The organism is Mycolicibacterium sp. MU0053 (genome assembly GCF_963378095.1).
Classification (GTDB): Bacteria; Actinomycetota; Actinomycetes; order Mycobacteriales; family Mycobacteriaceae; genus Mycobacterium; species Mycobacterium burgundiense.
In genome coordinates this window covers 2709080-2733654 of record NZ_OY726397.1, presented here as the reverse complement: position 1 = coordinate 2733654, position 24575 = coordinate 2709080, and the positions used below count along the sequence as shown (strand labels likewise).

At 68.4% G+C, this 24575-nt stretch carries 24 protein-coding genes; 11 read left to right on the top strand and 13 right to left on the bottom strand.

Annotated elements, in window-relative coordinates:
- Window positions 1–40: 40 nt before the first annotated feature.
- On the top strand, window positions 41–859 hold the full coding sequence (locus RCP80_RS12705; RefSeq protein ID WP_308478000.1) for an acyl-CoA thioesterase domain-containing protein: 819 nt from the start codon (window positions 41–43) through the stop codon (window positions 857–859).
- Between the two features lies 1 nt (window position 860).
- Here RCP80_RS12705 and RCP80_RS12700 read toward each other — a convergent pair whose 3' ends face one another.
- On the bottom strand, window positions 861–2438 hold the full coding sequence (locus RCP80_RS12700) for an MFS transporter (RefSeq protein ID WP_308477999.1): 1578 nt from the start codon (window positions 2436–2438) through the stop codon (window positions 861–863).
- A 30-nt stretch (window positions 2439–2468) separates the two neighbouring features.
- Here RCP80_RS12700 and RCP80_RS12695 point away from each other — a divergent pair, with 30 nt between their 5' ends.
- Window positions 2469–3413, top strand: coding sequence for a D-2-hydroxyacid dehydrogenase family protein (locus RCP80_RS12695; RefSeq protein WP_308477998.1), 945 nt, complete (start codon window positions 2469–2471; stop codon window positions 3411–3413).
- Here the strand turns inward: RCP80_RS12695 and RCP80_RS12690 are convergent.
- Window positions 3396–3812 carry an acyl-CoA thioesterase gene (locus RCP80_RS12690; RefSeq protein WP_308477997.1) on the bottom strand — a complete coding sequence of 139 codons (417 nt, stop codon included), beginning with the start codon at window positions 3810–3812 and terminating at the stop codon, window positions 3396–3398. The genes RCP80_RS12695 and RCP80_RS12690 overlap by 18 nt on opposite strands.
- Before the next feature lie 151 nt (window positions 3813–3963).
- Here RCP80_RS12690 and RCP80_RS12685 point away from each other — a divergent pair, with 151 nt between their 5' ends.
- Window positions 3964–4527 carry a hypothetical protein gene (locus RCP80_RS12685; RefSeq protein ID WP_308477996.1) on the top strand — a complete coding sequence of 188 codons (564 nt, stop codon included), beginning with the start codon at window positions 3964–3966 and terminating at the stop codon, window positions 4525–4527.
- A gap of 16 nt (window positions 4528–4543) precedes the next feature.
- On the opposite strand, the gene RCP80_RS12680 is transcribed toward RCP80_RS12685, so the two are convergent.
- Window positions 4544–5689, bottom strand: coding sequence for an acyl-CoA dehydrogenase family protein (locus tag RCP80_RS12680; protein ID WP_308477995.1), 1146 nt, complete (start codon window positions 5687–5689; stop codon window positions 4544–4546).
- A gap of 90 nt (window positions 5690–5779) precedes the next feature.
- On the opposite strand from RCP80_RS12680, the gene RCP80_RS12675 reads away from it, so the two are divergent.
- A complete protein-coding gene (locus RCP80_RS12675) occupies window positions 5780–6364 on the top strand; it encodes a TetR/AcrR family transcriptional regulator (RefSeq protein ID WP_373693338.1) in 585 nt (194 codons plus the stop codon).
- A gap of 71 nt (window positions 6365–6435) precedes the next feature.
- A complete protein-coding gene (locus RCP80_RS12670; protein ID WP_308482824.1) occupies window positions 6436–7356 on the top strand; it encodes an LLM class F420-dependent oxidoreductase in 921 nt (306 codons plus the stop codon).
- Here RCP80_RS12670 and RCP80_RS12665 read toward each other — a convergent pair.
- The 3 genes from RCP80_RS12665 to RCP80_RS12655 are packed head-to-tail and all read right to left on the bottom strand — an operon-like array spanning window position 7353 to window position 10598.
- Window positions 7353–7793 carry a response regulator gene (locus RCP80_RS12665; RefSeq protein WP_308482650.1) on the bottom strand — a complete coding sequence of 147 codons (441 nt, stop codon included), beginning with the start codon at window positions 7791–7793 and terminating at the stop codon, window positions 7353–7355. The two genes, RCP80_RS12670 and RCP80_RS12665, sit on opposite strands and share 4 nt — an antisense overlap.
- Entirely contained in the window at window positions 7786–9330 is a 1545-nt protein-coding gene (locus tag RCP80_RS12660; protein ID WP_308482823.1) for a sensor histidine kinase, read from the bottom strand. The genes RCP80_RS12665 and RCP80_RS12660 overlap by 8 nt, the downstream gene beginning before the upstream one ends.
- A gap of 59 nt (window positions 9331–9389) precedes the next feature.
- The gene (locus RCP80_RS12655; protein WP_308482649.1) at window positions 9390–10598 is read right to left on the bottom strand and encodes a PP2C family protein-serine/threonine phosphatase; all 1209 of its coding nucleotides are present in this window, start codon (window positions 10596–10598) and stop codon (window positions 9390–9392) included.
- A gap of 346 nt (window positions 10599–10944) precedes the next feature.
- Between RCP80_RS12655 and RCP80_RS12650 the strand changes: the two genes are divergently transcribed.
- Window positions 10945–11898 carry an aminoglycoside phosphotransferase family protein gene (locus tag RCP80_RS12650; RefSeq protein ID WP_308482648.1) on the top strand — a complete coding sequence of 318 codons (954 nt, stop codon included), beginning with the start codon at window positions 10945–10947 and terminating at the stop codon, window positions 11896–11898.
- On the opposite strand, the gene RCP80_RS12645 is transcribed toward RCP80_RS12650, so the two are convergent.
- Window positions 11873–13132: an MFS transporter gene (locus RCP80_RS12645; protein ID WP_308482647.1), complete on the bottom strand. Its 1260-nt coding sequence runs from the start codon at window positions 13130–13132 to the stop codon at window positions 11873–11875. The two genes, RCP80_RS12650 and RCP80_RS12645, sit on opposite strands and share 26 nt — an antisense overlap.
- Window positions 13129–13629, bottom strand: coding sequence for a DUF309 domain-containing protein (locus RCP80_RS12640; protein ID WP_308482646.1), 501 nt, complete (start codon window positions 13627–13629; stop codon window positions 13129–13131). Before RCP80_RS12640 ends, RCP80_RS12645 begins: the two co-directional genes overlap by 4 nt.
- A 225-nt stretch (window positions 13630–13854) precedes the next feature.
- Between RCP80_RS12640 and RCP80_RS12635 the strand changes: the two genes are divergently transcribed.
- Window positions 13855–14877, top strand: a complete 1023-nt coding sequence (locus RCP80_RS12635; RefSeq protein ID WP_308482645.1) for an NAD-dependent epimerase/dehydratase family protein — start codon at window positions 13855–13857, stop codon at window positions 14875–14877.
- Here RCP80_RS12635 and RCP80_RS12630 read toward each other — a convergent pair.
- Window positions 14846–15970, bottom strand: coding sequence for a baeRF11 domain-containing protein (locus RCP80_RS12630; protein WP_308482644.1), 1125 nt, complete (start codon window positions 15968–15970; stop codon window positions 14846–14848). The genes RCP80_RS12635 and RCP80_RS12630 overlap by 32 nt on opposite strands.
- A 181-nt stretch (window positions 15971–16151) precedes the next feature.
- On the opposite strand from RCP80_RS12630, the gene RCP80_RS12625 reads away from it, so the two are divergent.
- From RCP80_RS12625 to RCP80_RS12610, 4 genes are all read left to right on the top strand, one after another.
- Window positions 16152–16625, top strand: a complete 474-nt coding sequence (locus tag RCP80_RS12625; RefSeq protein ID WP_308482643.1) for a nuclear transport factor 2 family protein — start codon at window positions 16152–16154, stop codon at window positions 16623–16625.
- A gap of 80 nt (window positions 16626–16705) precedes the next feature.
- Complete coding sequence (locus RCP80_RS12620; protein ID WP_308482642.1) at window positions 16706–18943, top strand: DUF1214 domain-containing protein; 2238 nt, start codon at window positions 16706–16708, stop codon at window positions 18941–18943.
- 65 nt (window positions 18944–19008) lie between these two features.
- Window positions 19009–20373: a TIGR01777 family oxidoreductase gene (locus tag RCP80_RS12615; protein WP_308482641.1), complete on the top strand. Its 1365-nt coding sequence runs from the start codon at window positions 19009–19011 to the stop codon at window positions 20371–20373.
- Complete coding sequence (locus RCP80_RS12610; protein WP_308482640.1) at window positions 20373–21722, top strand: SDR family oxidoreductase; 1350 nt, start codon at window positions 20373–20375, stop codon at window positions 21720–21722. Before RCP80_RS12615 ends, RCP80_RS12610 begins: the two co-directional genes overlap by 1 nt.
- Here RCP80_RS12610 and RCP80_RS12605 read toward each other — a convergent pair.
- From RCP80_RS12605 to RCP80_RS12590, 4 genes are all read right to left on the bottom strand, one after another.
- Window positions 21709–22194, bottom strand: a complete 486-nt coding sequence (locus RCP80_RS12605) for a TspO/MBR family protein (RefSeq protein ID WP_308482639.1) — start codon at window positions 22192–22194, stop codon at window positions 21709–21711. The two genes, RCP80_RS12610 and RCP80_RS12605, sit on opposite strands and share 14 nt — an antisense overlap.
- Window positions 22195–22281: 87 nt before the next feature.
- Window positions 22282–23172, bottom strand: coding sequence for an SDR family NAD(P)-dependent oxidoreductase (locus RCP80_RS12600; RefSeq protein ID WP_308482638.1), 891 nt, complete (start codon window positions 23170–23172; stop codon window positions 22282–22284).
- 47 nt (window positions 23173–23219) lie between these two features.
- Window positions 23220–23699, bottom strand: a complete 480-nt coding sequence (locus tag RCP80_RS12595; protein ID WP_308482822.1) for a CAP domain-containing protein — start codon at window positions 23697–23699, stop codon at window positions 23220–23222.
- 128 nt (window positions 23700–23827) lie between these two features.
- Complete coding sequence (locus RCP80_RS12590; RefSeq protein WP_308482637.1) at window positions 23828–24481, bottom strand: cutinase family protein; 654 nt, start codon at window positions 24479–24481, stop codon at window positions 23828–23830.
- Window positions 24482–24575 lie beyond the last annotated feature (94 nt).

The following is a 24575-nucleotide window of genomic DNA, read 5'->3' as shown; positions in this document are numbered from 1 at the left end:
GCGGGATCGGCTGATTTCACGCGTATGCGAGGATGCGCGGATGAAGGTCAGCCCAGCTCACTTCACCGCCACGCCGGAGGGTTTCCTGCCGTCGCAATACGCTCAGGGCCGCTGGGGTCCGGACCAACTCAATGGTCCCGCCATCGTGGGTCTGGCCGCGCATTGCCTCGAGCACGACCACGGATCAGCCGACTTTCAGCCGGCCCGGTTGACCGTGGACCTGTTCAAGGCGGCGCGGGGTCGGCTGACCACGGTCCGCACCAGGCTGATCCGCGATGGTCGCCGCATCCGCAATGCGGAATGCGATGTGGTGCAGGATGACGTCGTCGTCGCCAGGGCGACCCTGGTGCTGTACCGCCGCTCGGCACCCCCGCCGGGCGAGCAGTGGTCGGCCAGTATCGATTTCGCCTTCCCGCAGGACCTGGACTCGAGTCAGGACCCGCCCCACCCGCACACCGGCAGCGCGGGCGGGGGGTGGTCACGCAAAATCAGCGACCACCAGAACAACACCCGTACGAAGTTCGTCGACAGGAGCATCAATGTGCTCAGCGGACAACAGAATTCCCCGTTCGTCCGGGCCGCGGTGGTTGCCGAGGCGACCAGCCTGGTCACCCACCTCGGCACCCGCGGCGTGGGCTACATCAACGGCGATCTCACGGTGGCGCTCACCCGACTGCCGGTCGAGGAATGGATCGGCGTGCAGGAAGACACGCACTGGGCCGCCGACGGGGTGTCGGTGGGCACCGCGACGTTGTTCGACAGCGCGGGCCCGTTCGGTTCCGGCATGGTGACCGCGATCGCCAACCCCGACGCCCAGCTCGATTTCAGCGCCGAGACCTTCGACGGCGTATCGCTCTGAGTCAGCCCCATTCGTGGTTCATCGCCCGCGATTCCACCGTCTCGGCCGCCGCCGACTCGCTGGGCTTGGGACGTGTCCCCGAGAAGGCGATGAGCAGGATCGCGAGCGCCGCGGTGGCCGCCCCCACCGCGAAGATGACGACGAACGCGCCCTCAGTGGGCAGTCCGGTCTCGGCCGAGAGGCGCCCCAGCAGGACGGCGACCATGGCCGCCGCTAGTGCGCCGCCCACGGTGCGCGCGATGGCGTTGATGCTCGTGGCGACCCCGGTGCTGCCCGAGTCGGCCTCGCTGACCACCAGCGCGGGCAGGGCCCCGTAGGCCAGGCTGATGTAGGCGTTGGTCCAGGCACCGGCGACGATCACCTGCCATGGTGCCGAATGGGCCAGCGCCAGCGCGACAAAGCCGATGACGCCGACCAAGGCTCCGACCATCAGCACCGGGCGCGGGCCGAACCGGTGGATGATCCAGCCGCTGCTGGTGGCCGTCACGAACCCGGTCAACGCACCCGGCAGCAGGAACATCACGCTGGACTGCAGGACCGACGCCGAGAAGCCGAACCCGGCCTGCTCGCGGGGGATCTGGACGAACAGCGTCAACCCCAGGAAGCTGAAGTACAGCCCCATGCCGACGAAGATGGTGGCCAGGTTGGTCAGCAGCATCGCGCGCTGAGTCAACATCGCGGTCGAGACCAGGGGATAGCGCCGGCCTCGTTCCCACCGCCACCAACCCGCCAACACCAGCATCCCGAGCGCCGCGCAGATCAGGGTCGGCGGGGTCAGCCAGCCCCACGCGTTGCCCTGCGTGATCGCCAGCAACACCGCGGTCAGACCGACTGCCAAGCCGATCGCGCCCCACCAGTCGACGGTGCCGTCGCGACCGCCCGCGCGCGACGGCACCACCCAGACCACCAGTAGTATCACCAACACGGTGAACACCGTGGTCAGCCAGAACACCCGGTGGTAGCCGACCGCGCCGTCCATCAACAGCCCGGTCACCACCAGCCCGACGCCGCCGCCGAACCCGAGCATGCCGGACAACACCGCCAGCGCCCGCACCACCTGCTCCGGCTCCAGTTCCGCGCGCAGGATCGCCACGCAGATCGGATACAACGCAAACGAAGCACCCTGCAGGACGCGGGCCACGATCAGCAACGGCAGTGAACTGGTCGTCGCGGCCAGCAGCGAGCCCACCAGGACGACCAGCAGCACCACCAGCAGCACATACTTCTTGTTGTGCAGGTCGGCGAATCGCCCGACCAACGGGGTCGCCGCCGCGGCGGCCAGCAGGTTGGCCGTCACCGCCCAGCTGATCGCCACCGAGGACACCTGCAGCTGCTCGGCCATGACCCCCAGGACCGGGACCACCGCGGTCTGTAACAGGGCCACCGTCAGTGCCACCACGCTCAGCGAGACCACCAGGACGCCGGTTTTGCGACGTTCGGCGGTTTTGGGCACGAGGTCGATTATCTCGGGACCGCCGCGGCCGCCGCGAGCGGGTACCCAGCGGTACCGAAACGGCGCCGGGTCGGCGATCGTGCTGCGCGCCGGTGGCGAGATCCCGGAGGATGACGGGCGCAGCATCCTCGACTACCCCCGCGAAAGCGAGCACCGATGAAAGTGGCGATCCTCGACGATTATCAGAACGTGGCACTGCGGTCGGCCGACTGGGCTCCGGTAGCACGGCGCGCCGAGATCACCGTCTTCAACGATCACCTCGCCGACCCCGATCAGGTGGTGGCGCGGTTGGCGCCGTTCGACGTGGTGTTCGTCATGCGGGAGCGCACCTCGCTGCCGCGCGATGTCCTGCAACGCCTGCCCCGGCTGCGGATGATCGCCTCCAACGGGGTGGCCAACGCCGCCATCGACATGGCCGCGGCCGAACAGCAGGGGATCGAGGTGAGCGGGTCCGGAGGCACCGCCGCCGGGACGGTCGAATTGACCTGGGCGCTGATCCTTGCCGCGGCCCGCAACCTGGTGGCCGAGAATGCATCGGTGCGCGCCGGCGGGTGGCAGCGGTCCGTGGGCCACGAACTGTCCGGACGGGTTCTGGGTGTGCTCGGATTGGGCCGGATCGGCAGCCGGGTCGCTCGTATCGGAGCGGCGTTCGGCATGGAAGTCATTGCCTGGAGCCAGAATCTGAGCGCCGAGGCCGCCGATGCGGCCGGTGCCCGCCTGGTCGATCGGCGGAGCCTGTTCGGCGATTCCGACGTGCTGAGCATCCACCTGAAGCTCAGCGACCGCTCGCGTGCCCTCGTCGGGGCCGACGAGCTCGCGCAGATGAAGTCGACGGCATGGCTGGTCAACACGTCTCGCGGACCGATCGTCGACGAGCCGGCGTTGGTGGCCGCGCTGCGGTCCGGACGGCTCGGCGGTGCGGCGTTGGACGTGTTCGACACCGAACCGCTTCCGGCGGATCACCCGCTGCGCACCCTGGACAATGTGTTGGCCACCCCGCACATCGGTTACGTCACCGACCGCCAGTACGGCATCTTCTTCGCCGACGCGGTGGCCGCCATCAGCGCCTGGCTGGATCGAAACTCAGGCGGCGACGGGTAATTTGGCCCGCAACCACTGCGGCCAGGGCTGCTTCTCGTAGGTGGTGGCGTCGACACAGACGTGGATCATCCGGCATTCGGCCAGCAGGTCTTCGCCGCGGGTGATGGTGAAATCGCTGCGCAGCGAGGTGTTCCCGGGCGGGTGGATGGTGGTGTGTACCGTCAGCCGATCGTCGAACCGGGCCGGGGACCGAAACTGCAGATCGGCGGCGGCCACCACCAGATCGACGCCGGCGGCGACCACCTGCCGGTAGCCGCCGAGGAGTTCATCGATGGCCTCGGTGTGGGCCATGTCGACCCAGGTCAGGTAGTGCGCGTTGAAGACCCGGCCCTGCATGTCGCATTCGACGTAGCGCACCTTCAGCTCCATGGCCGATGCGGCCTGGGTGGGGTTGACCATCAGCTACCTTCCGATTCAGGCCGGTCAGCTCACCGACCGTCAGATCCAGCGCGGTACCGAACGTCGTGACCATACTCAGCAAGCGGCGGCAGGGCCGATTCGGCGCGTGCTGTGTCGTCGACGTGGCCGGTCGTGAGACGGTTACAGGACTATGAACACGCACGACTACGTGACCTATGAGCAGTGGGGACGCGAATTTTTCGAGATCGCGGTGACCGAGGAGCGGGTCGCGGGGGCATTCGCGGCGATCGCCGGGGACCAGTTCGAGATGGGACCGCTGGCGCAGGGACCGGGCCGGATCGCCCGGGTCAGTGCGAAGGTCAAGATCGGTGAACCGCAGGCCACCCGACAGGTCGGCGACAACATCTCCTTCGACATCCGGATCCCGCTCGAGATCGACCTCATCGTGGATCTGCGGCTCGACAAACCGCGGTTCAAGGTTGACGGCGAGGTCGAGTTGCGCGCGACGGCACGGGCGGCCAAACCGCTGCTGCTCGTCATCGATGTGGCCAAGCCGCGGCCCTCGAACATCAGCGTGCACGTGTCCTCGGAGTCCATTCGCGGCGAGATCGTGCGCATCATCGGCGGCGTGGACGCCGAGATCCGACGCTTCATCGCCCAGCACGTGGCCGATCAGATCGATGCGCCCGAGGCCCAGGCGGCCCAGGTCATCGATGTCGCCGAGCGCCTCGACGACGCCTGGACCGGCATCTAGTCGATCCGGGCCGGTCTCAGCCCTGCTTGGCCAGATCGCGGCTGATGACCAGGCGCTGAATCTGGTTGGTGCCCTCGAAGATCTGCATGATCTTGGCCTCCCGCATGTACCGCTCCACGCGATAGTCCCGGGTGTACCCGACGCCGCCGAGCACCTGGACCGCGTCGGTGGTGACCTTCATCGCGGCGTCGGTGGCCACGAGTTTGGCCACCGAGGCGTGGCGTGAATACGCCAGCCCCGCATCGCGACGCCGGGCCGCGTCCAGGTAGGTCGCGCGCGCCGAGTCGACGGCCGCGGCCATATCGGCCAGCAGGAAACCGAGGCCCTGGTGGTCAATGATCTTGCGGCCGAACGTGCTTCGCTGTTGACTGTAGGCCAGGGCCTCGTCCAGCGCGGCCTGGGCCAGGCCCACCGCGACCGCGGCGATCCCCAACCGGCCCGAATCCAGCGCGCTGAACGCGATCTGCAGGCCCTGCCCCTCGGCGCCGATGCGGCGCTCGGCGGGCAGATAGGCGTCGTCGTAGTGCGCGGCCGTCGTCGGCACCGCGTGCAGACCCATCTTCTCCTCGGGTTTCCCGAAGGTGAGCCCGGCCGTGTCGGCGGGCACCAGGAAGCACGAGATCCCTTGCGATCCGGTGCCGGTGCGGGCGAAGAGGTTGTAGAAATCGGCGATCCCGCCGTGGGTGATCCAGGCCTTCTCGCCGGTGATGCGGTAACCGTCGTCGACGGCGACGGCCTTGCAGGTCAGTGCGCCCGCATCCGAGCCGGCCTGCGGTTCGGACAGGCTGTAGGCGCCGATCGTGGTGCCGCTGAGCATCTGCGGGAGCCAATCGGCCTGCTGCTTGTCGGTACCGAACGCCAGCAGCGGATGGCAGGACAGGCTGTGCACGCTGACCGCGACGGCTACGGCCGCCCAGCGCGCGGCGATCTCCTCCAACGCCTGCAGGTACACCTCGTACGGTTGTCCGCCGCCACCCCATTCCTCCGGGTAGGGGAGGCTGAGCAGGCCGGCCTCGCCGAGCGTCGCAAAAACACCCTCGGGGTAGGTCTCGGCACGTTCGCACTCGTCGACGCGGGGGGCCAGGGCCTTGTCCGCGATGTCTCGGGCCAGCGCGATGAGGTCGCGTGCGTCCTGATCGGGGAGAAGTCGGTCGACGGGCACGCGGATTCCTTCCATCACCTCCAGCAGTACTGGAGCACGAGTTTCAGTACTTCGACAGTACTACAGATGTGTCTCCAGTACTATGAGGCCGTGCAACGCAGCCCCACCGCCGAGTTCGGCACCGCCCGCCGGGGTCAACTCTTCGACGACCTGCAGGCGTTGTTCCTGGCCGAAGGGTTCGCTCACCTGACCCTCGACGACATCGCGGGCCGTCTGCGTTGTTCCAAATCCACGCTGTACACCCTGGCCGACAGCAAGGACGCGCTGGTCCGCGCGGCGACGGTGCGCTTTTTCCGCGGCGCCACCGACGCGGTGGAAGGCCGGGTCGCCGAGCGCACGGGAGCGCGGGAGCGCATCACCACCTATTTGTCGGCGGTCGGCCGGGCGTTGGACGTGGCGTCCGCCCAGTTCCTGGCCGATCTCGCGGCGTTTCCGCCCGCGCGCGAGGTGTACGAGACCAACACCGCCATCGCGGCGCGGCGGGTCCAGGAACTGATCGCCGAGGGGGTCGCGGCCGGCGAGTTCCGCGACGTGCACGCGTCCTTCGCCGGCGAGTTGACGGCGACCATGATGGTCAGCATCCAGCAGGGGCGGGTGCGCGCGGCCACGGGTCTCGACGACGCGGCGGCCTACCGCGAGCTGGCGGCGCTTCTCACCGGGGGCATCAACGCCTGATCCCAGCACCAGAGGTGTATGACAAATAGGCCCTCCGGTGTAACGTCAGCTGCGCTATGGATCTCTCGCAGCTGCGCTTCACGATGACCCATCCGATGAACTCGCATCCCTATCACCCGGACGTGGTCTCGGGCGCCGGGATCACCGCCATTGCGGTGGCAGCGGAAAAGGCCGGGTTCCACGGCTTCGGCTTCACCGATCATCCGGCGCCCTCGCAGCGCTGGCTCGAGAACGGCGGCCATGACGCGCTCGACCCGTTCGTGGCAATGAGTTTCGCGGCCGCCCACACGACGACCCTCCGGTTGATCCCGAACATCGTGGTACTGCCGTACCGCAACCCGTTCGTGGTGGCCAAGGCGGCCGCCACGCTGGACCTGCTCTCCGACGGCCGGTTTACCCTGGCCGTCGGCGTCGGGTACCTGCGCCGAGAATTCGCTGCGCTCGGCGTCGAGTTCGACGAACGCGCCGAGCTTTTCGAGGAAGCGCTGGAGGTGATCCGCGCGGCGTGGACCACCGACGACCTGACGTTCGAGGGCAAGCACTTCAGCGCCCGCGGCATCACCGCCCATCCGCGTCCGGTCGCGCGGCCGCACCCGCCGATCTGGATCGGTGGCAACACCGTCGCGGCGCGGCGCCGCGTGGTCCGCTACGGCGACGGTTGGTGCCCGTTCCCGGCCCCGGCAGGATTGGCGCAGACGGCGAAAACCGCGCCGCTGGATTCGGTCGAGCGACTCGCCGAACTCGTCGCCGATCTGCACCGCCGACTCGAAGCGGCCGGCCGCGATCCGGGCTCGGCCGACATCGCGTTCTCGCCGCTGCACGGCAAGGGACCCGGCGATGACGACTTCAACGCGGACGAATACCTGAGCGATCTGCAACGGTTGGCGGCCGCCGGTGTCACCTGGGTGAACGTCCAGATCCCGGGTGACGGTGTGGCGCCCGCGACCGAGGCGCTGGAGCGGTTCGGCGCCACGGTCATCGACGCGATCTAGAACTGGGGCAGTCGAACCACCTGGACGAAGAACTCGTCGATCTGGCGCACCGCGCTCATGAACTGGTCGAGGTCGACCGGCTTGGTGACATACGCGTTCGCGTGCAGCTTGTAGCTGCGCAGGATGTCTTCCTCGGCCGAGGAAGTCGTCAGCACCACCACCGGGATGTGGCACAGGTCCGGATCGGACTTGATGGTCTCCAGCAGCTGCCGGCCGTCGTACTTCGGCAGATTCAGGTCCAGCAGGATCAGGTCGGGCCGCGGTGCGTCGGCGAAGTTGCCCCGCCGGTAGAGGAAGTCCAACCCCTCCTCGCCGTCGTGCGCGACGTGCAAGGTGTTGTTGATCTTATTGTGCTCGAACGCTTCTCGCGTGATGAGTTCATCGCCCGGATCGTCCTCGACCAACAGGACATCGATGGGGCCGTCGCCGCTAGGCATGGGCGATTCCTTCCTTCTCGACCGTGGCACCGTCGTCCACGGCCAACGGCAATGTGAGGCAGAATCGGGTCCCGTCGGTGTACGAGGTGTCGATCCAGATGGTGCCGCCGTGATACTCCACGATTTTCTTACACAGCGCCAGCCCGATTCCGGTGCCGGTGTAAACGTCACGTCCATGTAAGCGTTGGAAGATCACGAAGACCTTCTCGGTGAACTCGTCGGGTATCCCAATACCGTTGTCGGAGACACAGATCAGCCAGCCGTCGCCGTGCTCCTCCGGTGCGGGTCCGCAGTCGATGACCACCTTGGGTGGTAGGTCCGGACGGCGGAACTTCACCGCGTTGCCGATGAGGTTCTGCCACAGCATGGTCAGCAGGGTGGGGTCGCCGGCGATGGTCGGCAGCGGTTGCTCGGGCCGGACGAGCTGAACCCCGGATTCCTCGACCACGTTGGAGAGGTTGTCCAACGCGTGGTCGAGCGCGGCGTCGAGGGGAACCTCGGCCAGCTTCGTGTTGAGTCGGCCCACCCGGGAGAACGTGAGCAGATCGTTGATGAGGATCTGCATCCGCTTGGCGCCGTCGACCGCGAACTTGATGTATTCGTGGCCGCGATCGTCGAGCTGGTCGCCGTACCGCTTCTCGAGGAGCTGGCAGAACGAGGCGATCTTGCGCAGCGGTTCCTGCAGATCGTGGGAGGCCACGTAGGCGAACTGTTCGAGCTCGGCGTTGGACCTGCGCAGTTCCACGGCTTGCTCGTCGAGGGCTTCGGCCTGCTCCGCCAACACGGCCCGCCCGGCTCGCGACACCTCGAGTTCGTCGACGATCCGCTGGCGCATGTCCTCCACATCGGTGGCGATGGCGCGGATGTCCTTGGGCCCGCGCGGGGTGATCCGCTCGTCGAAGTTGCCCTCGGTGATCCGTCGGCAGGCGGCGGCCAGGGCCTCCAACGGCCGGGTGACCGCGTTGCGCATCAGGACCGCGAGCAAAATCGCCGTGCACATGAAGGCCAGCAGCATCGCGATCAACACCCCGTTGCGCCAGGACTGCGCCCGCTCCAGATCGGCGATGCTGTCGCTGCGCGCCTCGAGCAGGTGTCCGCTCTGCTCGTCGAAAAGGGTCCGGATGTGATCGAACTGAGCCCTACCCTGCTCGGCGGCCGCGGTGTTGAGCACCACCGTCGACCCCGGTGTCACCGTCGCGATCTGGCGTTCGGCGTAGGTGGCGCGCCAGTCGGCGGCGGCCTTCTGGATCGCATCGAGGTCCGCGATGAGTTGCGGTCGGTCGGGGACTCGCTGCCGGATCTCGGCTGCCGCCTCCGCTTCGGCCGTCTGACCCGCGTAATAGGGGTCCAGGAACTGCCGGTCCGCCGCGATCAAATAGCCGCGCACTGCGGACTCCTGATCGCGCAGCGCGCCCTGGAGCTGGTAGGCCGCGACGCGCGACGGTTGGATCTCCTCGCTGAGCTCCTGCGACACCCGGTCGGCGCGACTCAGTAGCAATGCCGTGGCAACCCCGCACACGAGCACCACAACGCCCATCAGCGACAGCACCAGCACCAACCAGCCCTGCACGGTGAGTCGCCGCCGGGGCAGGGGAGTCACCACTGATGGCGCTCCACCCGAACTACCGCGATGTCATCGGTGATGCCGCCGTGCTTCTGCGCGCGCCGTTCCGCGCCGTCGATGAGGGCATCGACGAACTCCACGCCGGGAAGGTGCGCGACCGACCGCGCCAACTCCAACAGTCCGTCCTCACCCAGCCGGTCATTTCCGCGGCCGGAGTGGCCTTCGAACAACCCGTCGGTGAGCATCACCAGGCCCGCACCGGCCGGGAGTTCGACCTGGTCGGCGGGCCAGTCGCCGCGGTGCACTCCGAGCGCCGGCGCGCCGGGCGGCATCACCCATTGGACCGTGCCGTTGTGGTGGAGCAGCATGCCGGGGTGGCCCGCGCGAACCGCGTTGATCATGGGGCCTTGGGGCGGGATCGCCAGGCTCATCACCGTGGCGAAGATGCCGGTTCCGGCCCGCTCGACCTGCAGGATGCGGTTCAACTCGCGCATCCGGTCGGTACCTCGCAACCCCGCGAAGGTCAGGGCGCGCCAGGCGATCCGCAGCGCGACCCCCAGTGCCGCCTCGTCCGGGCCGTGCCCGGCGACATCGCCGACCACCACGTGTACGGTGCGGTCCGGCGTCTGGACGAAGTCGTAGAAATCGCCGCCGACCAGCGAGTTCTCGCGACTGGGGCGATACCGAGCCACGATGTCGACACCGGCGTCGTCGAGTAGCAGCGGAGACGGCAGCAGGCCGCGTTCGAGTCGCGCGTTCTCCCGCTCCCGCATTTCGCTGGCGTGCAATTCGACCGCGGTCCATTCGGCGCGCTTGCGTTCCATGGCATAGAGCACCGCACGGCGCAGCATGTCCGGTTCGACGAGGCCCTTGACCAGGTAGTCCTGCGCGCCGGAGGCCACCGCGGAGACGCCGAAGTGCTCATCGGCCAAGCCGGTGAGCACGACGACGGGCAGGGTCGGGTCCAGTGCCGTCATCCGGCCCAGGGCCGCGTTGCCCAGCGTGTCCGGCAGGTTCATGTCCAGCAGCACACAGTCCGGCCGCGCCGTGTCGAGTTGCCGTTCCGCTTCGCTCATCGACGGCACCCAGACCACCGTGGCGTCGGTCAACGCCTCGGCGACGAGTTCCTCAACCAACACGGCATCGCCCGGGTCATCCTCGACCAACAGCAGCGTCAGACGGTGATGACGCGTGTCATCGGCGGGTGCCGGGGCGAATCCGGTGTCATTCGATTGGCGCATCGCCTGGCCATTTGTGAGTTTTGATGCTCCGAACGATACCGGTCTGGGCCTCGTGAACGAACACGGAGTGGCCGGATTGGGGTAGCTGCAAAGGACCCCGGTGGCGGCGTCACGTCGATTCCGGGACGGCGAAATCTACTATCTCCCCGAGGAAGTCCCCTCATCTGTTCAACTGTTCAGGTGTTCATCTGTTACGGTTTCAGCACGGGCTGGCCGTGGCGTTGCCGATGCAGCAATCGTTTGCCGTCTTGCCATCAGGGCGGTAGTCGGCGCCACGGCCACCTGTTTCTGCTCGCCACCGCTAATTGGCTCGACGCGGCAACGGATCCGATCGATACTGGCCGCAATGCTGACCCCAGATCAGATCGCGGCCCGGACCGCCCGCGCGGTGCGCGCCGCCGCCACCGCCGGGCGGCAGTTCGGGCTGGTGGTCAAGGACCCGCGAGTGCTCTACGACGTGTTCTCGGTGATCGTCCATCTCGCGCCGGCTCCGGTGGTGGTGCGGGTGCCGACGGTGCTACCCCCGGCGTTCGCGCAATCTCCCGAGCAGCAGTCGGCTCAGCAACGCGCGGAGCTCGCGGTGGCGGGCTGGCTGGCTGATCGCGGCCATCCGGTGGTGGCGCCCAGCCCGTTGGTTCCGCGTGCACCGGTTCAGCGCGAGGGGTTCTCGATGACGTTCTGGGAGTACGTCGAGGAGGTCCCGGACGCCGGGCTCGACGTGGCGCTCGGCTGCGAGCAGACCGCGCGGTTGCACGCGGCGCTTCGCGACTACGACGACCGCGAACTGGGGTTCTGGCGGCCGTTCAACACTTACATTCCCGCGGCGCTGACCGTACTCGCGCGACGCCCGGACCTGCTGGCTGCGCCCGATGTGCAACGAGCGCAACGCGAATGGTCGCTGCTGCGGCCCATGATCGGGTCGCGCGCGGGGTGGCACGCGGCCTTTCCCGGCGTGGGAGTTCAGACGGTTCACGGCGACGCGCCGTTCTACAACCTGATCAGGACCGCCGAGGGGAGTAGGTGGTCGGACTTTGAGCTGGTCACCTCGGCGCCGGCGGAGTCCGATCTGGCGATGGCCGGTCCGGCGGGGGTGGCCGCCTATGACGAGGCGGCCGTGCGGTTGGGATTGCGCCGGCTCGATGAGCGCGTCCTGCGCCTCACCGAGGCGGCCGCAACGCTGGCGGCGGTCGCGGCCCTGGCCATGGCGCCCGAACTTCCGCTGCTGGTGGAGTCCCTGGCCCCGGTCATCGAGCAGTGGCGATCCGCACCGCCGCTCACCGCCGCGCACTGGTCGCAGTAGCTGTACCGCCGGCGCGGTCCCCGGCGACCGGTGCGATCTGGGCCGCCGAGGCCGCTCGGCCCAGCAGCAGGAACAGCGCGCCGCCGATGAACGCGGCGGCACCGGCGAAGATCAGAAAACCGTTGAAACTGTCACTGACCTGCAGGGTTCGGCTGAGGATCAGCGCCCCGAGCGCCGAGGACACCCCGATGGCGGCCGACAATATGCTCAGCACGGTGCTGTAGATCGTCAGGTTGAACCGCCGCGCCACCAGGTAGGCGATGACGTCGCCTTCGGCACCCCAGGCCGCGCCCAGGCAACAGACCGCCAGCACCAGGACCGCGAAGCTGTCCCAGGGCGCGGCGATGATCAAGCAGCCCAGACCGGGCAGCGCCATCGCCACCGCGGCGACCTTGTGGGGCGGCAGCCGGTCCAAGGCGAGGCCACAGGAGAAGCGACCGACGATCACGGCGACCGCGAAGATCGCGACCAGCAGCGCCACCGCCTCGCCGGATCCCAGCGAATCGCTCAGCACCACGCCGAGCTGAGTGGTGGTCACCGAGTGGTAGAGGTTGCACAGCAGCACACCGCCCAGCAGGATCCAGAACACCGGGCTGCGCGCGATCGCGCGATAGTCGCGGCCGGCCTTCGCCGCACCGCGGTCCCGTCGCAGCTCCGGATCCTCGCCGGGCAGCAGCACCAGGGCGGCGGTCCCGATCACGGCGATGGCGCCCGCGATGACGAGGCAGCCCGCCCGCCAGCCATGGGCCTGGTTGACCGCGTCCACCGCCGGGGCTCCGACGGCACCGAGCAGCGGCGGACCCGAAATCGCGATGGCCAACGCGAGCCCGCGCGACCGATCGAAAACCGTTGCGACGACCCGGCTGTAGATGGCCGGGGTGGTCGCGACCCCCAATCCGACCATGGCGACCGTGATCGCCAGGTACTGCCAGATGGGTCCGGACATCAGCGCGTAGGAGGCCCAGCAGGCGGGCAGTCCGATCACGCCGACCGCCGCGATCCGACGCACCCCGAAGATGTCGGTGAGCCGCCCGTAGACCGGCAGGAACACGAACGTCAGCAGCGTGATCACGCCGGAGAGCGCGAAATCCGAGCGGCTCCAACCGAACACCTCCAGGAACTGCGGTGCCATCACTGCGTTCAGGTACGCCATCAGGCTCAGGCCGGCGCTCAACCCCGCCGTCGCCGCGACCAGGGGCCGCCAGTTGGTGCGCAGCTCGCCGAGATAGCTCAACGTCGATTCCCCTCGTCCGGGTTGTCCTGCCGCAACGCGGGCCGCAACCGCTCGGCAGCGATCGCGGTGTCCTGGGCCAGATCCTCGATCAAGGCACGGGCATGCGCGATCAGCCCGACGAGGTCGATGCCATGCGGGGCCGCCATGCTCTGGGCGGCCAATCGGTCTGCCGCCCGCTGCAATACGGTCGTTGCGCCGGTGGTGTTTTCGCGCTGGATGTGGGTGATGCCGACGGCCAACTGCGCCAATCCCTGCCACATCTCACGCTCGGAGTCCGGCGCGTTCTTCCAGGCGGCCTCGAGGACTTCGTGGGCGTTGAACGCGAGTCCGCGATCCAGCAACTCCTGGGCGTAGGACAGCGTGTCGGCCGCCGCGAGGGTCAGGTCGTCGGGGATGCGAGCGACGCCGTCGGCCCCGTAGGGCAATGGGCGGCCCAGCTCGTCGCGCGGTCGCAGATTGCGCGCCTTCCCGAGTTCGTCCCGGTCACGGTCTGTCATCGACCCATCCTGACACCGCGCGGCACGCCGCGGAATGGGGGTCGGTGGGGGTCGCCGTTCAACGGTAGGCCGTGAGCTGGGCGGTCAGCGCGACCTGCCCGTCGGCGCCGATCACCCGTGCCTCGGCCTGGCCACTGCGCCGGCCCGCGCGCAGTGCTGGACAACATGGCGACTACCTTACAAACCGAGCCGTGTCTGTCATGCCCTACCGTAGGCTGGCCCGCGATGAACAATCGAACAGCGCTTGTCATGGGTGCGAGCGGCAACGTGGGTGCCAGCGTCACTCGGCATCTGGTGGCCCGCGGCGACGACGTTCGGGTGCTGTTGCGAAAGACGAGTTCCACCAGAGGCATCGACGGCCTGGACGTGGCGAAGTTCTACGGCGACATCTTCGATTCGGAGGCGGTGGCCACCGCGATGACGGGCTGCGACGTCGTCTACTACTGCGTGGTCGACGTCCGGGCCGAACTACGGGACCCGCGGCCCCTTTTTCAAACCAATGTCGAAGGCCTGCGCCGGGTCCTCGATGTCGCGGCCGAAGCCGACCTGCATCGTTTCGTCTTCCTGAGCACGATCGGCACCATCGCCGTGGGCCGCAACGGCGAATCGGTGACCGAAGACACCCCGTTCAACTGGCCCGGCGAGGGCGGCGCCTACATCGAATCCCGGCGCCAGGCCGAAGAACTCGTGCTGACCTACGCCCGCGAGCGCGGGGTGCCCGCCGTCGCGTTGAACGTGTCCAACCCCTACGGCCCGCCCGACTGGCAACCCCGGCAGGGCACCTTCGTCCAGCTCGCGGCGCTCGGCAAGATGCCGTTCTACCTACGCGGCGTGGGGGCGGAGGTGGTCGGCATCGACGACGTCGCCGAGGCGATGGCGCTGGCCGCCGAGCGCGGCCGGGTGGCCGAACGCTACATCATCTCGGAGCGGTACATGAGTCAGCGTGAAATGCTCACCGCCGCAGCCGAAGCCGTCGGCGCCCGACCGCCCCGGTTCGGCATCCCGATGGCGGCCGTGCGCGCCGTCGGACGCCTCCTGGACCTGGTCGGTTACCTCACCCGCCGCGACATCCCGCTGACCAGCACCAGCGTGCGACTGCTGACGTTGACCTCGCCGGCCGACCACGGGAAGGCGACGCGCGAGCTGGGCTGGACCCCGGCGCCCACCGAGCATGCGATCCGTCGCGCGGCCGAATGCTATGTGGCGCGAAGCGGCGTCAACTCAACGCGAACCGCAACTTCGCGATAGCGGTACCGTTCCAGATCCCGGCGCTGATCTCGTCGTTCCGGACGGCAACCACACGACCACCCTTGTCGAGCACGGTCACCGCTATCCGAGACAGCAGATCGTAGCCCTCGGGGGTGTAGTCCACCTCGCCGGTGGCATCGTTCATCAGGCCCAGCACGTCGACGGTGAAGTTGTAGACCAGGGTGGAGACCGCGCCCGCGACGGCGGCGCGGGCGATATCGGCGATGTCGGAGGCGACCAGTCCGCGGCTGACCGCATCCCCGATCTCCTCGAGCCGGGAGTTGACCCGTTCCGCATTGATCTTGGGCAGGGCCTTGCGGATCGCGTCGTCGATCTGATCGGGTCGCAACTCGTCGGGTGCCCCGGGAACCGCGACGACCCGGCGCTTGTGGTCGAGGTTGCGGTACAGATCGAGCAGCGGGTCGGTGGCGAAGAGGAACAGATCTTGGGCCCGGTCCGGATCGGCCTGCCCCAACTCCGAATCCACGGCATCTGCCACCCGTTTGGCGTACGTCTCCAACAGGGTCTTCTTGCCTTCGTCGCCGACCAGCCGACCCAACTGGCCCCGACCGCGGATGGTGGCGCGGTTGGTCGCTTCGGCCGCGTCCGCGGCGTATTCGCCGCCGAGAGTCATTTCCTCGGCTCGGCTGGAGGCGGTCGCGTGCCAGAGATTCCAGCCGTCGGCGGACAACGTGAGCGCATAGGCCTCTTGCGGTGTGGTGACGGCGCGAACCAGCTGGCCGATGTCGAAATACTGGCCGACCTGCAGCTGCGTCTCCAACGCGTTGGGCAGCACGTACACCTCATGGACGTCGTCTGCGATGAAGATCGCCAGCGAGCGGGACAGATTGCCCCACAGGTCGGATCCGGCGATACGGTCCCAGTGTTGGCGCAGCTGGGTCTCGACGGCCCGGCTGGCACCGGACTCGCGCACCGTGCGCAGGGCTCTGTCGACGGCACTTTTCACCGTCAGCAAATTGTTTTCGCGATGGTCGGCGCCGGGCGCAGTCTGGGCGTAGACCGTGATCGCATGTTGATGTTGGCGTCCGAGTTCGATCAGATCGGCGACGCTGGGCAATTGGTACCGAGGCACAGTCACTCCTTCTTCGGGTTTCCTGTCTCGCTACCCACCATAGGCAAATTCGGCCGCTAGCAGGTCAAAGCCGCGACGGGCTGCTGGTGCTGACCCAGACCCACACCGGGAATTTGTCGATACCGTGTGTTGAATCAGGCCGGTGGCGCCGGTTGGCGCCCCACTAATCCGAGGAGCAACCATGCCCACGCAAACGCCGCTGGTTCCGCCGTTCACGTTCGAGACGGCGACCGCGAAAGTCCGCACCGCGGAAAACCTCTGGAACACCCGCGATCCGCGGCGGGTGGCGCAGGGCTACACCGCGGACAGCCGGTGGCGTAACCGCTCGACTTTTCTGCAGGGGACCGAGGCCATCATCGAGTTCCTCTCCGCAAAATGGAATTCCGAACTCGACTACCGCCTGATCAAGGAACTCTGGGCCTACGGCGACTACCGGATCGCGGTCCGCTTCGCCTACGAGTACCACGACGTATCCGGGCACTGGTTTCGCGCGTACGGCAACGAGAACTGGGAGTTCGACAACGACGGGCTGATGCGGACGCGCCACGCCAGCATCAACGACGTCGCGATCACCGGCTCCGAGCGACTCTTTCACTGGGACAGCAGCGCGCCGCGCCCCGAGGATCATCCGGGTCTGAGTGACCTGAATCTGTGACGGCGGCGCGTTTGGCGAATTGGGTCGGCCCCGCAGCCTGTTGGCGTTAGATTGCGCTAACCAGGACAACCGGAGGGGTCATGGGGGAGTCACGGCCGCAAGCGCGGGACGCCGAGCGGAGCGGCCCGAGAATCGGCGTCCGGGTGGGGGCACTCGCGGTGTTCCTCGGGGTGGCGCTCCCGTTCACGGTGCCCGGGATCGCTCACGCCGAGACCGAGGGTTCGTCGTCATCGTCCAGCGAGTCGTCCGGTGAGCAGACGGCGGCCACCCCGGGACGGTCTCAGGTTGCGAAGGCGAAATCCTGGTTGTCGCGCAAGAAGGTCGCCGACAGCGCCGCCGTCGACGCCACCGGATCCGTCCGGGCGGGCTCGGCGCCGGCCGACCGAGATCGACGGGTGGACCTGCCGAGACTGACCAAGAAGGCGCTGCTGGGCCGTCGTGTCGACCGGGTGGCGGCCGCAGCAGACCCGGGGCCGCACCCGCGGTTCCCGCGGTTGCGGGACCGACCCGATCCCGCCGCGCGCAGCGAGGCGCGGGCGCCGTGGCGGAAAGTGCAGCCGTCTCCGGCGGCGGTCGGCGAGCCCCGGGTCGCCGTGATTCAGGAGCCGACGCAGGTCGTGTCGAAGATCGTCACCGCGCTGACCCCGCGGGATCCGGCGCCGTCGACGCCCGAGCCGGCCCCCGTCCCTGCCAAGGCGCCGTTGGCCGAGGTCGTCACCGATGTCCTCAGCGCGGTGTTCGCGCCGCGGGCCGGCGTGGCGGTCGATCGCGATGTCCCGGGCCAGTCGCCGGCGGGGTGGGTACTGCTGGCCTTCGCGCGCCGCCAGGTGGGCAGCGACGCCGCCCTCGAGGCCCCCGAGGTGACAACCACGCCGCCCGCCCCGACGTTACTGGTCAACCAGGTCAGCCCATTGGGGACACCATGGCAGCTCGCGGCCGAGAAGACCGCGATGCGCACGGTCGACACTGTCCCGGTGAAGTTGATGAAACTCGTTCTGCGGCTGCAGTTCCAGTCGGCCGTCCAGCAGGAGTTCGCCGCGGTGGGTGGCGTCGACGCCGAGAACATGGCCCTGCTGGACACCGCCGTGGACCAGTTCGCCTTGTTCTCCGCGTTCACCCAGCAGCTGATCAACCCGATGGACCCGGCGATCTTCTGGGCGGATACGCCGCCCCACAACTGGTTTGGGGTGACCGTCGGTGACTCGCGCTACCTGTACGACAACCCCGACACCATCTATCGATTCGTCGGGGTAAACAAGAACGCGTCCTATGTCATCACCGGCCGCTTCCACGATTACGATCCCGACGACCGTGCGGGCACGTTGCCCGCCGACACCAGCTTCAGCGTGGTCGAGGGCACATCGGGGGAGACCTCATCGCTGCTGACCACCGACCAGCTCGAGATCGCGCCGGACGGCTCGTTTGTGATCACCGTGAGCGGAGCGCCGGCCGCGCCCGGGCAGCGAAACCACATTCAGCTCACGTCCCGCTCGACGGTGCTGCTGGCCCGCAACACCCTCGGCGACTGGAACACCGAAGAGCCGATGACGCTGTCCATCGCGAAGGTCGGTGGGCCTCCCGACAGCCTGTTCGCGCAACTCGGCGGTTTCACCTTCCTCGGGGGACAGATCAACGACAACAAGCTGCTGGTGTCGTTGGTGTCCCTGATCCCGCCGCTGGCGATCGCCGAGACCCCCTTGGTGCGAGGCACATTGACCGCGATCATCATGGTGGTGCGCGGCGGCAACGAGCAGGCCAAGTACATCGCGTTGGCCACCACCGATCCGGTCACCGGTGCGCCGAAACCCGCGAACGTGATACCGCAGCCCACGAGCAATGCCGAGTTCCTGGCGAACCAACGTCAGAGCATCGGCAACTTCCAACTCGCCGACGACGAGGCGCTGGTGTTGACCATCGATCCCGGCAGTGCCGGTTACTTCACCGTTCCGGTGTACAGCGTCTGGACCACCACCACCGATTTCTGGAGCCAGCAGACCAGCCTGAACAACAAGCAATCCCAGATGAACCCGGACGGGACCTATACCGTCGTGATCTCGCCGGCAGATCCCGGGGTGTACAACTGGGTGTCCACCGGTGGCCTGAACCAGGGCATCATCGCCGCACGATTCCAGGACATCGACGAGACCAATCCGGACGGCCCCAGGGTCGTCAGCTACCAGGTGGTACCGATCGGCGAGGTCGCGCAGTTCTACCCGGATGACCCGCGCTACTTCGTCGATGCGCAACAGCGCGCTGAACAGCTCGAACTACGCAAGGCCGGCTACAACACGCGGTTCCTGCCCTACCCGCAGGTTTGATCACCCCCATCCGCGGGCGGGGTGGCTCCGAATCACTACACACAAGAGTTGCTCCGGGAGGTGTCGTGGGAATCGTGCACAGCAGTGTGGTGGATGCGCCGCGTGCGGAGGTATTCGCCTGGCACGGCCGCCCCGGCGCGATTCACCGACTGCTGCCGCCCTGGCAGCCGATGAGCGTCGTCGCGGAGGCGACCTCGCTGGCCGACGGGCGCGCCGTGCTGGGGCTGCCGGGCGGCCTGCGTTGGATCGCCGACCATCAGCCCGACGCCTACGACCCGCCGGCGCGTTTCGTCGACGCGTTGGGCCGCGACGGATTGCGGTCGTTGCCGGCCACGCTGTTCGGTCCATGGCGACACGAGCACAGCTTCGACGCCGTCGATGCCGAGCGCACGCGGGTCACCGACCGGGTCGACGCCGTGGTGCCGCAGCGTTTTCTGCGGCAGATGTTCCGGTACCGGCACCGCCAGCTCGCCGACGATCTCGCTGGTCATCGCTGGGCGCGCGAGCACGGAGACCGCCCGACGACGGTGGCGGTGACCGGGGCCGGCGGTCTGGTCGGCACCGCCCTGACGGCGTTCCTGTCGACGGGCGGCTACCGGGTGATCCGGCTCGTGCGCCGCCCGGCGAGCGGACCGGGGGAGCGACGCTGGGATCCGGATTCGCCGGATGCCGCGCTGCTCGACGGCGTCGACGCGGTCGTCCACCTGGCCGGCGCCTCGATCGCGGGCCGCTTCACCGCCGCGCACAAGAGCGCCGTGCGCGACAGTCGGATCGAGCCGACCCGGCGGCTGGCCGAATGCGCGGCGGCCGCGCCCAACGGCCCCGCGACGTTCGTGTGCGCCTCGGCGATCGGCATCTACGGCTACGACCGCGGGGACGTCGAGCTCGACGAATCCGCGACCCGGGGGGACGGCTTTCTCGCCGACCTGGTCTCCGACTGGGAGGGCGCCACCGCGCCCGCGTCGGCGGCGGGACTGCGGGTGGTGCCCGTGCGTACCGGCATCGTGCAGTCTTCACGCGGGGGCACGCTGCGTCTGCTGCGGCCCTTGTTCGCGGCCGGTCTCGGGGGCAGGTTGGACTCCGGCCGGCAATGGTTGTCGTGGATCGACCTCGAGGACCTGGTCGATGTCTATCACCGCGCGCTCGTCGACCCGGCACTGGCCGGCCCGGTCAATGCCGTAGCCCCCGATCCGGTCCGCAACACGCAGTACACCCGCGAGCTGGCCCGGGTGCTGCGGAGACCGGCGGTGCTGCCGGTCCCGGACGTCGGCCCCAGTCTGCTGCTCGGGGAGCAGGGCGCCCGTGAGTTGGCCGCGGCCAGCCAACGGGTGATTCCGCGCGCACTGACCAAGGCGGGTCACCGATTCCGTCGCCCCACCCTCGAGCAATGTCTGCGCCATCAGCTCGGACACCTCGACAAGGAGAACTGATGACCGAACCGTCGATGCGCGTGCTGGTTACCGGTGCCACCGGGTATGTCGGTGGCCGCCTGGCGCCGATGCTGGTCGAGGCCGGTCATCGGGTGCGGGCGCTGGCCCGCGACCCGGACAAGTTCCGTGGTGTGCCCTGGGCGGCGGATGTCGAAGTCGTGCGCGGTGACCTCACCGACCCGGAATCGCTCGAGCAGGCCTGCCGCGACATCGACGTCGTCTACTACCTGGTGCACTCGATGGGCACCCGCGGCGAGTTCATCGAAGCCGAGCGCCGCAGCGCCCAGAACCTCGCGGCCGCGGCGCACCGCGCCGGAGTCGGACGCATCGTCTACCTCGGTGGCCTGCATGCGGAATCGGATCAGCTGTCCACCCACCTGCGCTCGCGCAGTCAGGTCGGGGAGATCCTGCTGAATTGCGGTGTTCCGACGTTGGCATTGCAGGCCGGCACCGTAATCGGGTCCGGATCGGCGTCCTTCGAGCTCATTCGCCACCTCACCAACCGGTTGCCGGTGATGACCACGCCGCGCTGGGTCAACAACCGCATCCAACCCATCGCGGTCCGCGATGTGCTCCATTACCTGCTCGCCGCCGCCACGGCACCGCTGCCGCACAGCCGCACCTACGACATCGGTGGACCCGACGTCCTGCGCTACGGCGAGATGATGCAGATCTATGCCGAGGTCGCCGGCTTGGCGCGGCGCCGAATCCTGGTATTGCCGGTTCTCACGCCGAAACTCGCCGGGCTGTGGATCGGGCTGGTCACCCCCGTCCCGCCGTCGATCGGCCGGGCGCTCATCGAATCCCTGAGCACCGACGCCGTCGCCACCGAGAACGACATCGACACGATCATTGCCGCGCCGCCGGGCGGATTGACGACCTACCGCGACGCCGTCGCGCTCACCCTGCGCGGTAGCCTCGATGGGCAGGACGAAACCACCTGGGCCACCGCGTCTCCCACCGACCGGCCGGCCGAGCCGCTGCCGTCGGACCCGAGTTGGGCCGGCGACGTCAGCTACGCCGACGAACGCAGCATCGACTGCCGCGCCCCACTCGATCGGGTGTGGCGGACGGTGGAGCAACTCGCCCGCGAGAACGGCGGCCGCATCGAACGGGTCGAAGCACCGCACCTGCTGCGGCAGCGCACCCAGACCGCGGCACCCGGCGGAGCCTGGCACGAATGGCGGCTCGAACCGCGCGGCACGGACACCACCCGGCTACGTCTTCGTACCGTCTTCTTCCCGAAAGGACTTGCGGGACAGCTTTACTGGTACGGCAGCGCGCCGATGCGTGGAATCGCGGCCACCCGGGCCATCCGCGCGGTCGCCGCCCGCGTCAGCGCCGGTTGAGCCACCAGATATGGGTTGACAGCACGGTGGCGAATGCGCACCACGCCGGGTAGGCCGCCAGCGGGGCGGCGCGCCCACCGTTGACCGCGACCGCGCGACGGGTCAGGTCGGCGCTGCTGGCGGTGAGCGCCGCGGCGGTCAGTGCGGCCAATCCGGCCCGGTGACGGTTGAAGAACACCCAGGACCAGCTCGCGTTGAGGCCCAGGTTGACGGCCAGTGCCGCCCAGAAGCCGCGGGCTGCCTGCTGATCGCCCTCCTGGCTCAGGCCGTCGATGGCGTCGGCGGAGACCAGCGCGATGTCGGTGTACAGCAGCGGCCAGACGATGGGAAAGACCTGGGCCGGCGGTTGGTAGCTCGGCTTGCGCTGGCGGGCGTACCACACGGAGTTGACGTCGCCGCTGGTCGCTTTGCCGCCCGCACCGGCGGCAACAGCCACCGCGGCCGCCGTCATGCCCAGGGTCTTGAGTTTCATCGTGTTCGGCTCCTTGAATGTCGGGTGCTGCCCGAGGGGTATCCAATTGCGTGGATTTCAACCCCGGGCGCGACGGCCCCGGAGCGCTTACACCGGCAGTACCGTGGCGGTCTCGCGTTCGGCGAAGTCGACCACCGCGGCGGCCGCGTCGTAATCACAGGCGGCGGACGATCTGCCGATGAGCACCGGGGCGCCCCGCAGCCCGAGGCGACCCTCGACACCGACATAGCTGCCGGGTGGGATGGGCTCGCTCAGGCAGTACAACGTCGGTGCCGCGCCGGCCTCGACGTCGTTGGCCAGTAATCCCGCGGCGGCGCGCACCGTTCGGTGCGTGAGCGCGAGCACCGGTGACTGCGAGACGTTGGACAGGTTGGACGCCACCCAACCCGGGTGGGTCAGCTGCGCGACCACGGGCGACCCCGCGGCACGCAGCCGGCGGTCCAGCTCCAGTCCCCACAGCATGACCGCCAGCTTCGAATGTGCGTAGACGCCCATCGGCGACCATTTAGACGAGCGGAAGTGCATGTCGTCCAACTGAATTCGGGCCGATCGGTGCGCGTTGGAGGCCACGTTGACAATCGTCGAACGAATCCGGTCGAACAGCAGATTGGTCAGGGCGAACGGACCCAGCAGATTGGTGCCCAGGACGATGTCGAATCCGTCGACGGTGTCGCGACGGCGCTGGGTAATCATGCCGGCGTTGTTGATCAGCACATCGACGTCCCCGGTGAGCCGGTCGGGAAACGACCGCACCGAGGCGAGATCGGCGAGGTCGAGGTGCACGACCTCGGTGGAGCCGCCGATCTCGCGGGCACGTTGGGCGCCGAGGTCGGTGTTGCGCACCGCCATGATGACGTGGGCGCCCGCGCGGGCCAGCAGCCCAGCGGTGCCCAGCCCCACGCCGTTGGTCGCACCGGTGACGATGATGCGCTGGCCCGCCAGGTCGCCGAGCCGATCCGGGGTCCAGGTTGGCGCCATCGCTGCAACGCTACCGGGTGACCTCCGCAGCCAACTCGTGCGAGGTTTTAAGCGCCACCGAACTCACCGACGGCGGTCATCATGTTCCCGTTGGAGGCGGTGGCGAAGCCGCCTGCGGTGAAGGCACAATTCACGATGATGGCCCGGTGCGGCGGACTCTTCATCCACCACTCCAGCGCGGCCGCCGGAGTCGCAGCCGATCCGGTGCCCCAGTAGACGATCTCACCTGTGTACCCGGGCCGGGCGTACCCTGCTTCGGCGATGCGGGCGCGCGGTGATGAACCGTCCGAACCGGCATGGCTGGCCACGCCCGTCTTCAGCATGTCGTTGGCGTGGCGCTGGGCCGCCGACGTCAACCGTGCGTCGTTGCCGATCGCTCCGCAACTCTGGCGCAGTGCGTTCACGCCGCCGTATAGCGCGAACCCCAGATCGTCGGCGTGGGCGGGGGACCCAGCAACGGTGCCGAGAACAGTGACGGCGGCAGTGAGAAGGGAGGAGACCGCGACGATCTTGCGTTTCGTCATCATGGCTGCCTCTGGAGTGGGCTCGCTGGGTGCGTGCAGCAATGCTACCGACTTCGCCTACCGTGATGTCCGGAATCGGGACGATCATGCTGCCGTAACCGTGCCGCAGCTCAAGACACCCGCCCGTGAGGTCACAACGGCGCAGGCAATGCCACCAGCCGGCTGACGGCGAAAGCGGCCGCCTGATCGGCCAGCCCGTTGACCGCGTACTGCCCGTGCGCAGCCCCGGAGCCCGGCCCGAGGCCGCCGGAGCACACCGTGTCACCGGGTGCACACAGCTCCCGGGCTCTGCTCGCATACGCGGGTCCGACATCGAGCGCAGGCACGCCGTACTTCGGCACCGCCGGCCCGGCCGGTTTACCGAAGAGCACCACCGCAACCACGTTGTCGGCGACGTCCGGCGGCAGCGGAGCGGGGACGGCCTCGGGACTCACCCCGGCCGGCACCACTCCCGAGGTGACAAGCGCCGTCACGGCGGCCCCCTGGGAGTAACCCCCGAGCACCATCTGGGTCTGCGGACAGACCGACACCACGCCCCGCACGTGATTGGCTTCGTCCCGGACACCGTCAACGATGTTCATCGTGAAAGCTGGACCGCCGGCGAAATTACTGCTGGCGGGATAGTTGACGCCGTAGAGACCCACCGTTCGCGGGAAGGCCTGAGCCCTCAGCGAGTCGACGAATCGTTGACCTGCTGCACCCGGTCCGGGCTGTTCGGCCGTGCCCCTCGCGAACGCCACTCCGATGTCCGGGCACGGTTCGGCCGCGGTCGCCGTCGACGTCACGCACAACGGAGACATCATCAAGGCCGTGGCCGCCAACAGACGAGGTGCCAATCCGACAACAACCACTTTCGTCCCCCCATCGCGACGTCGTGCG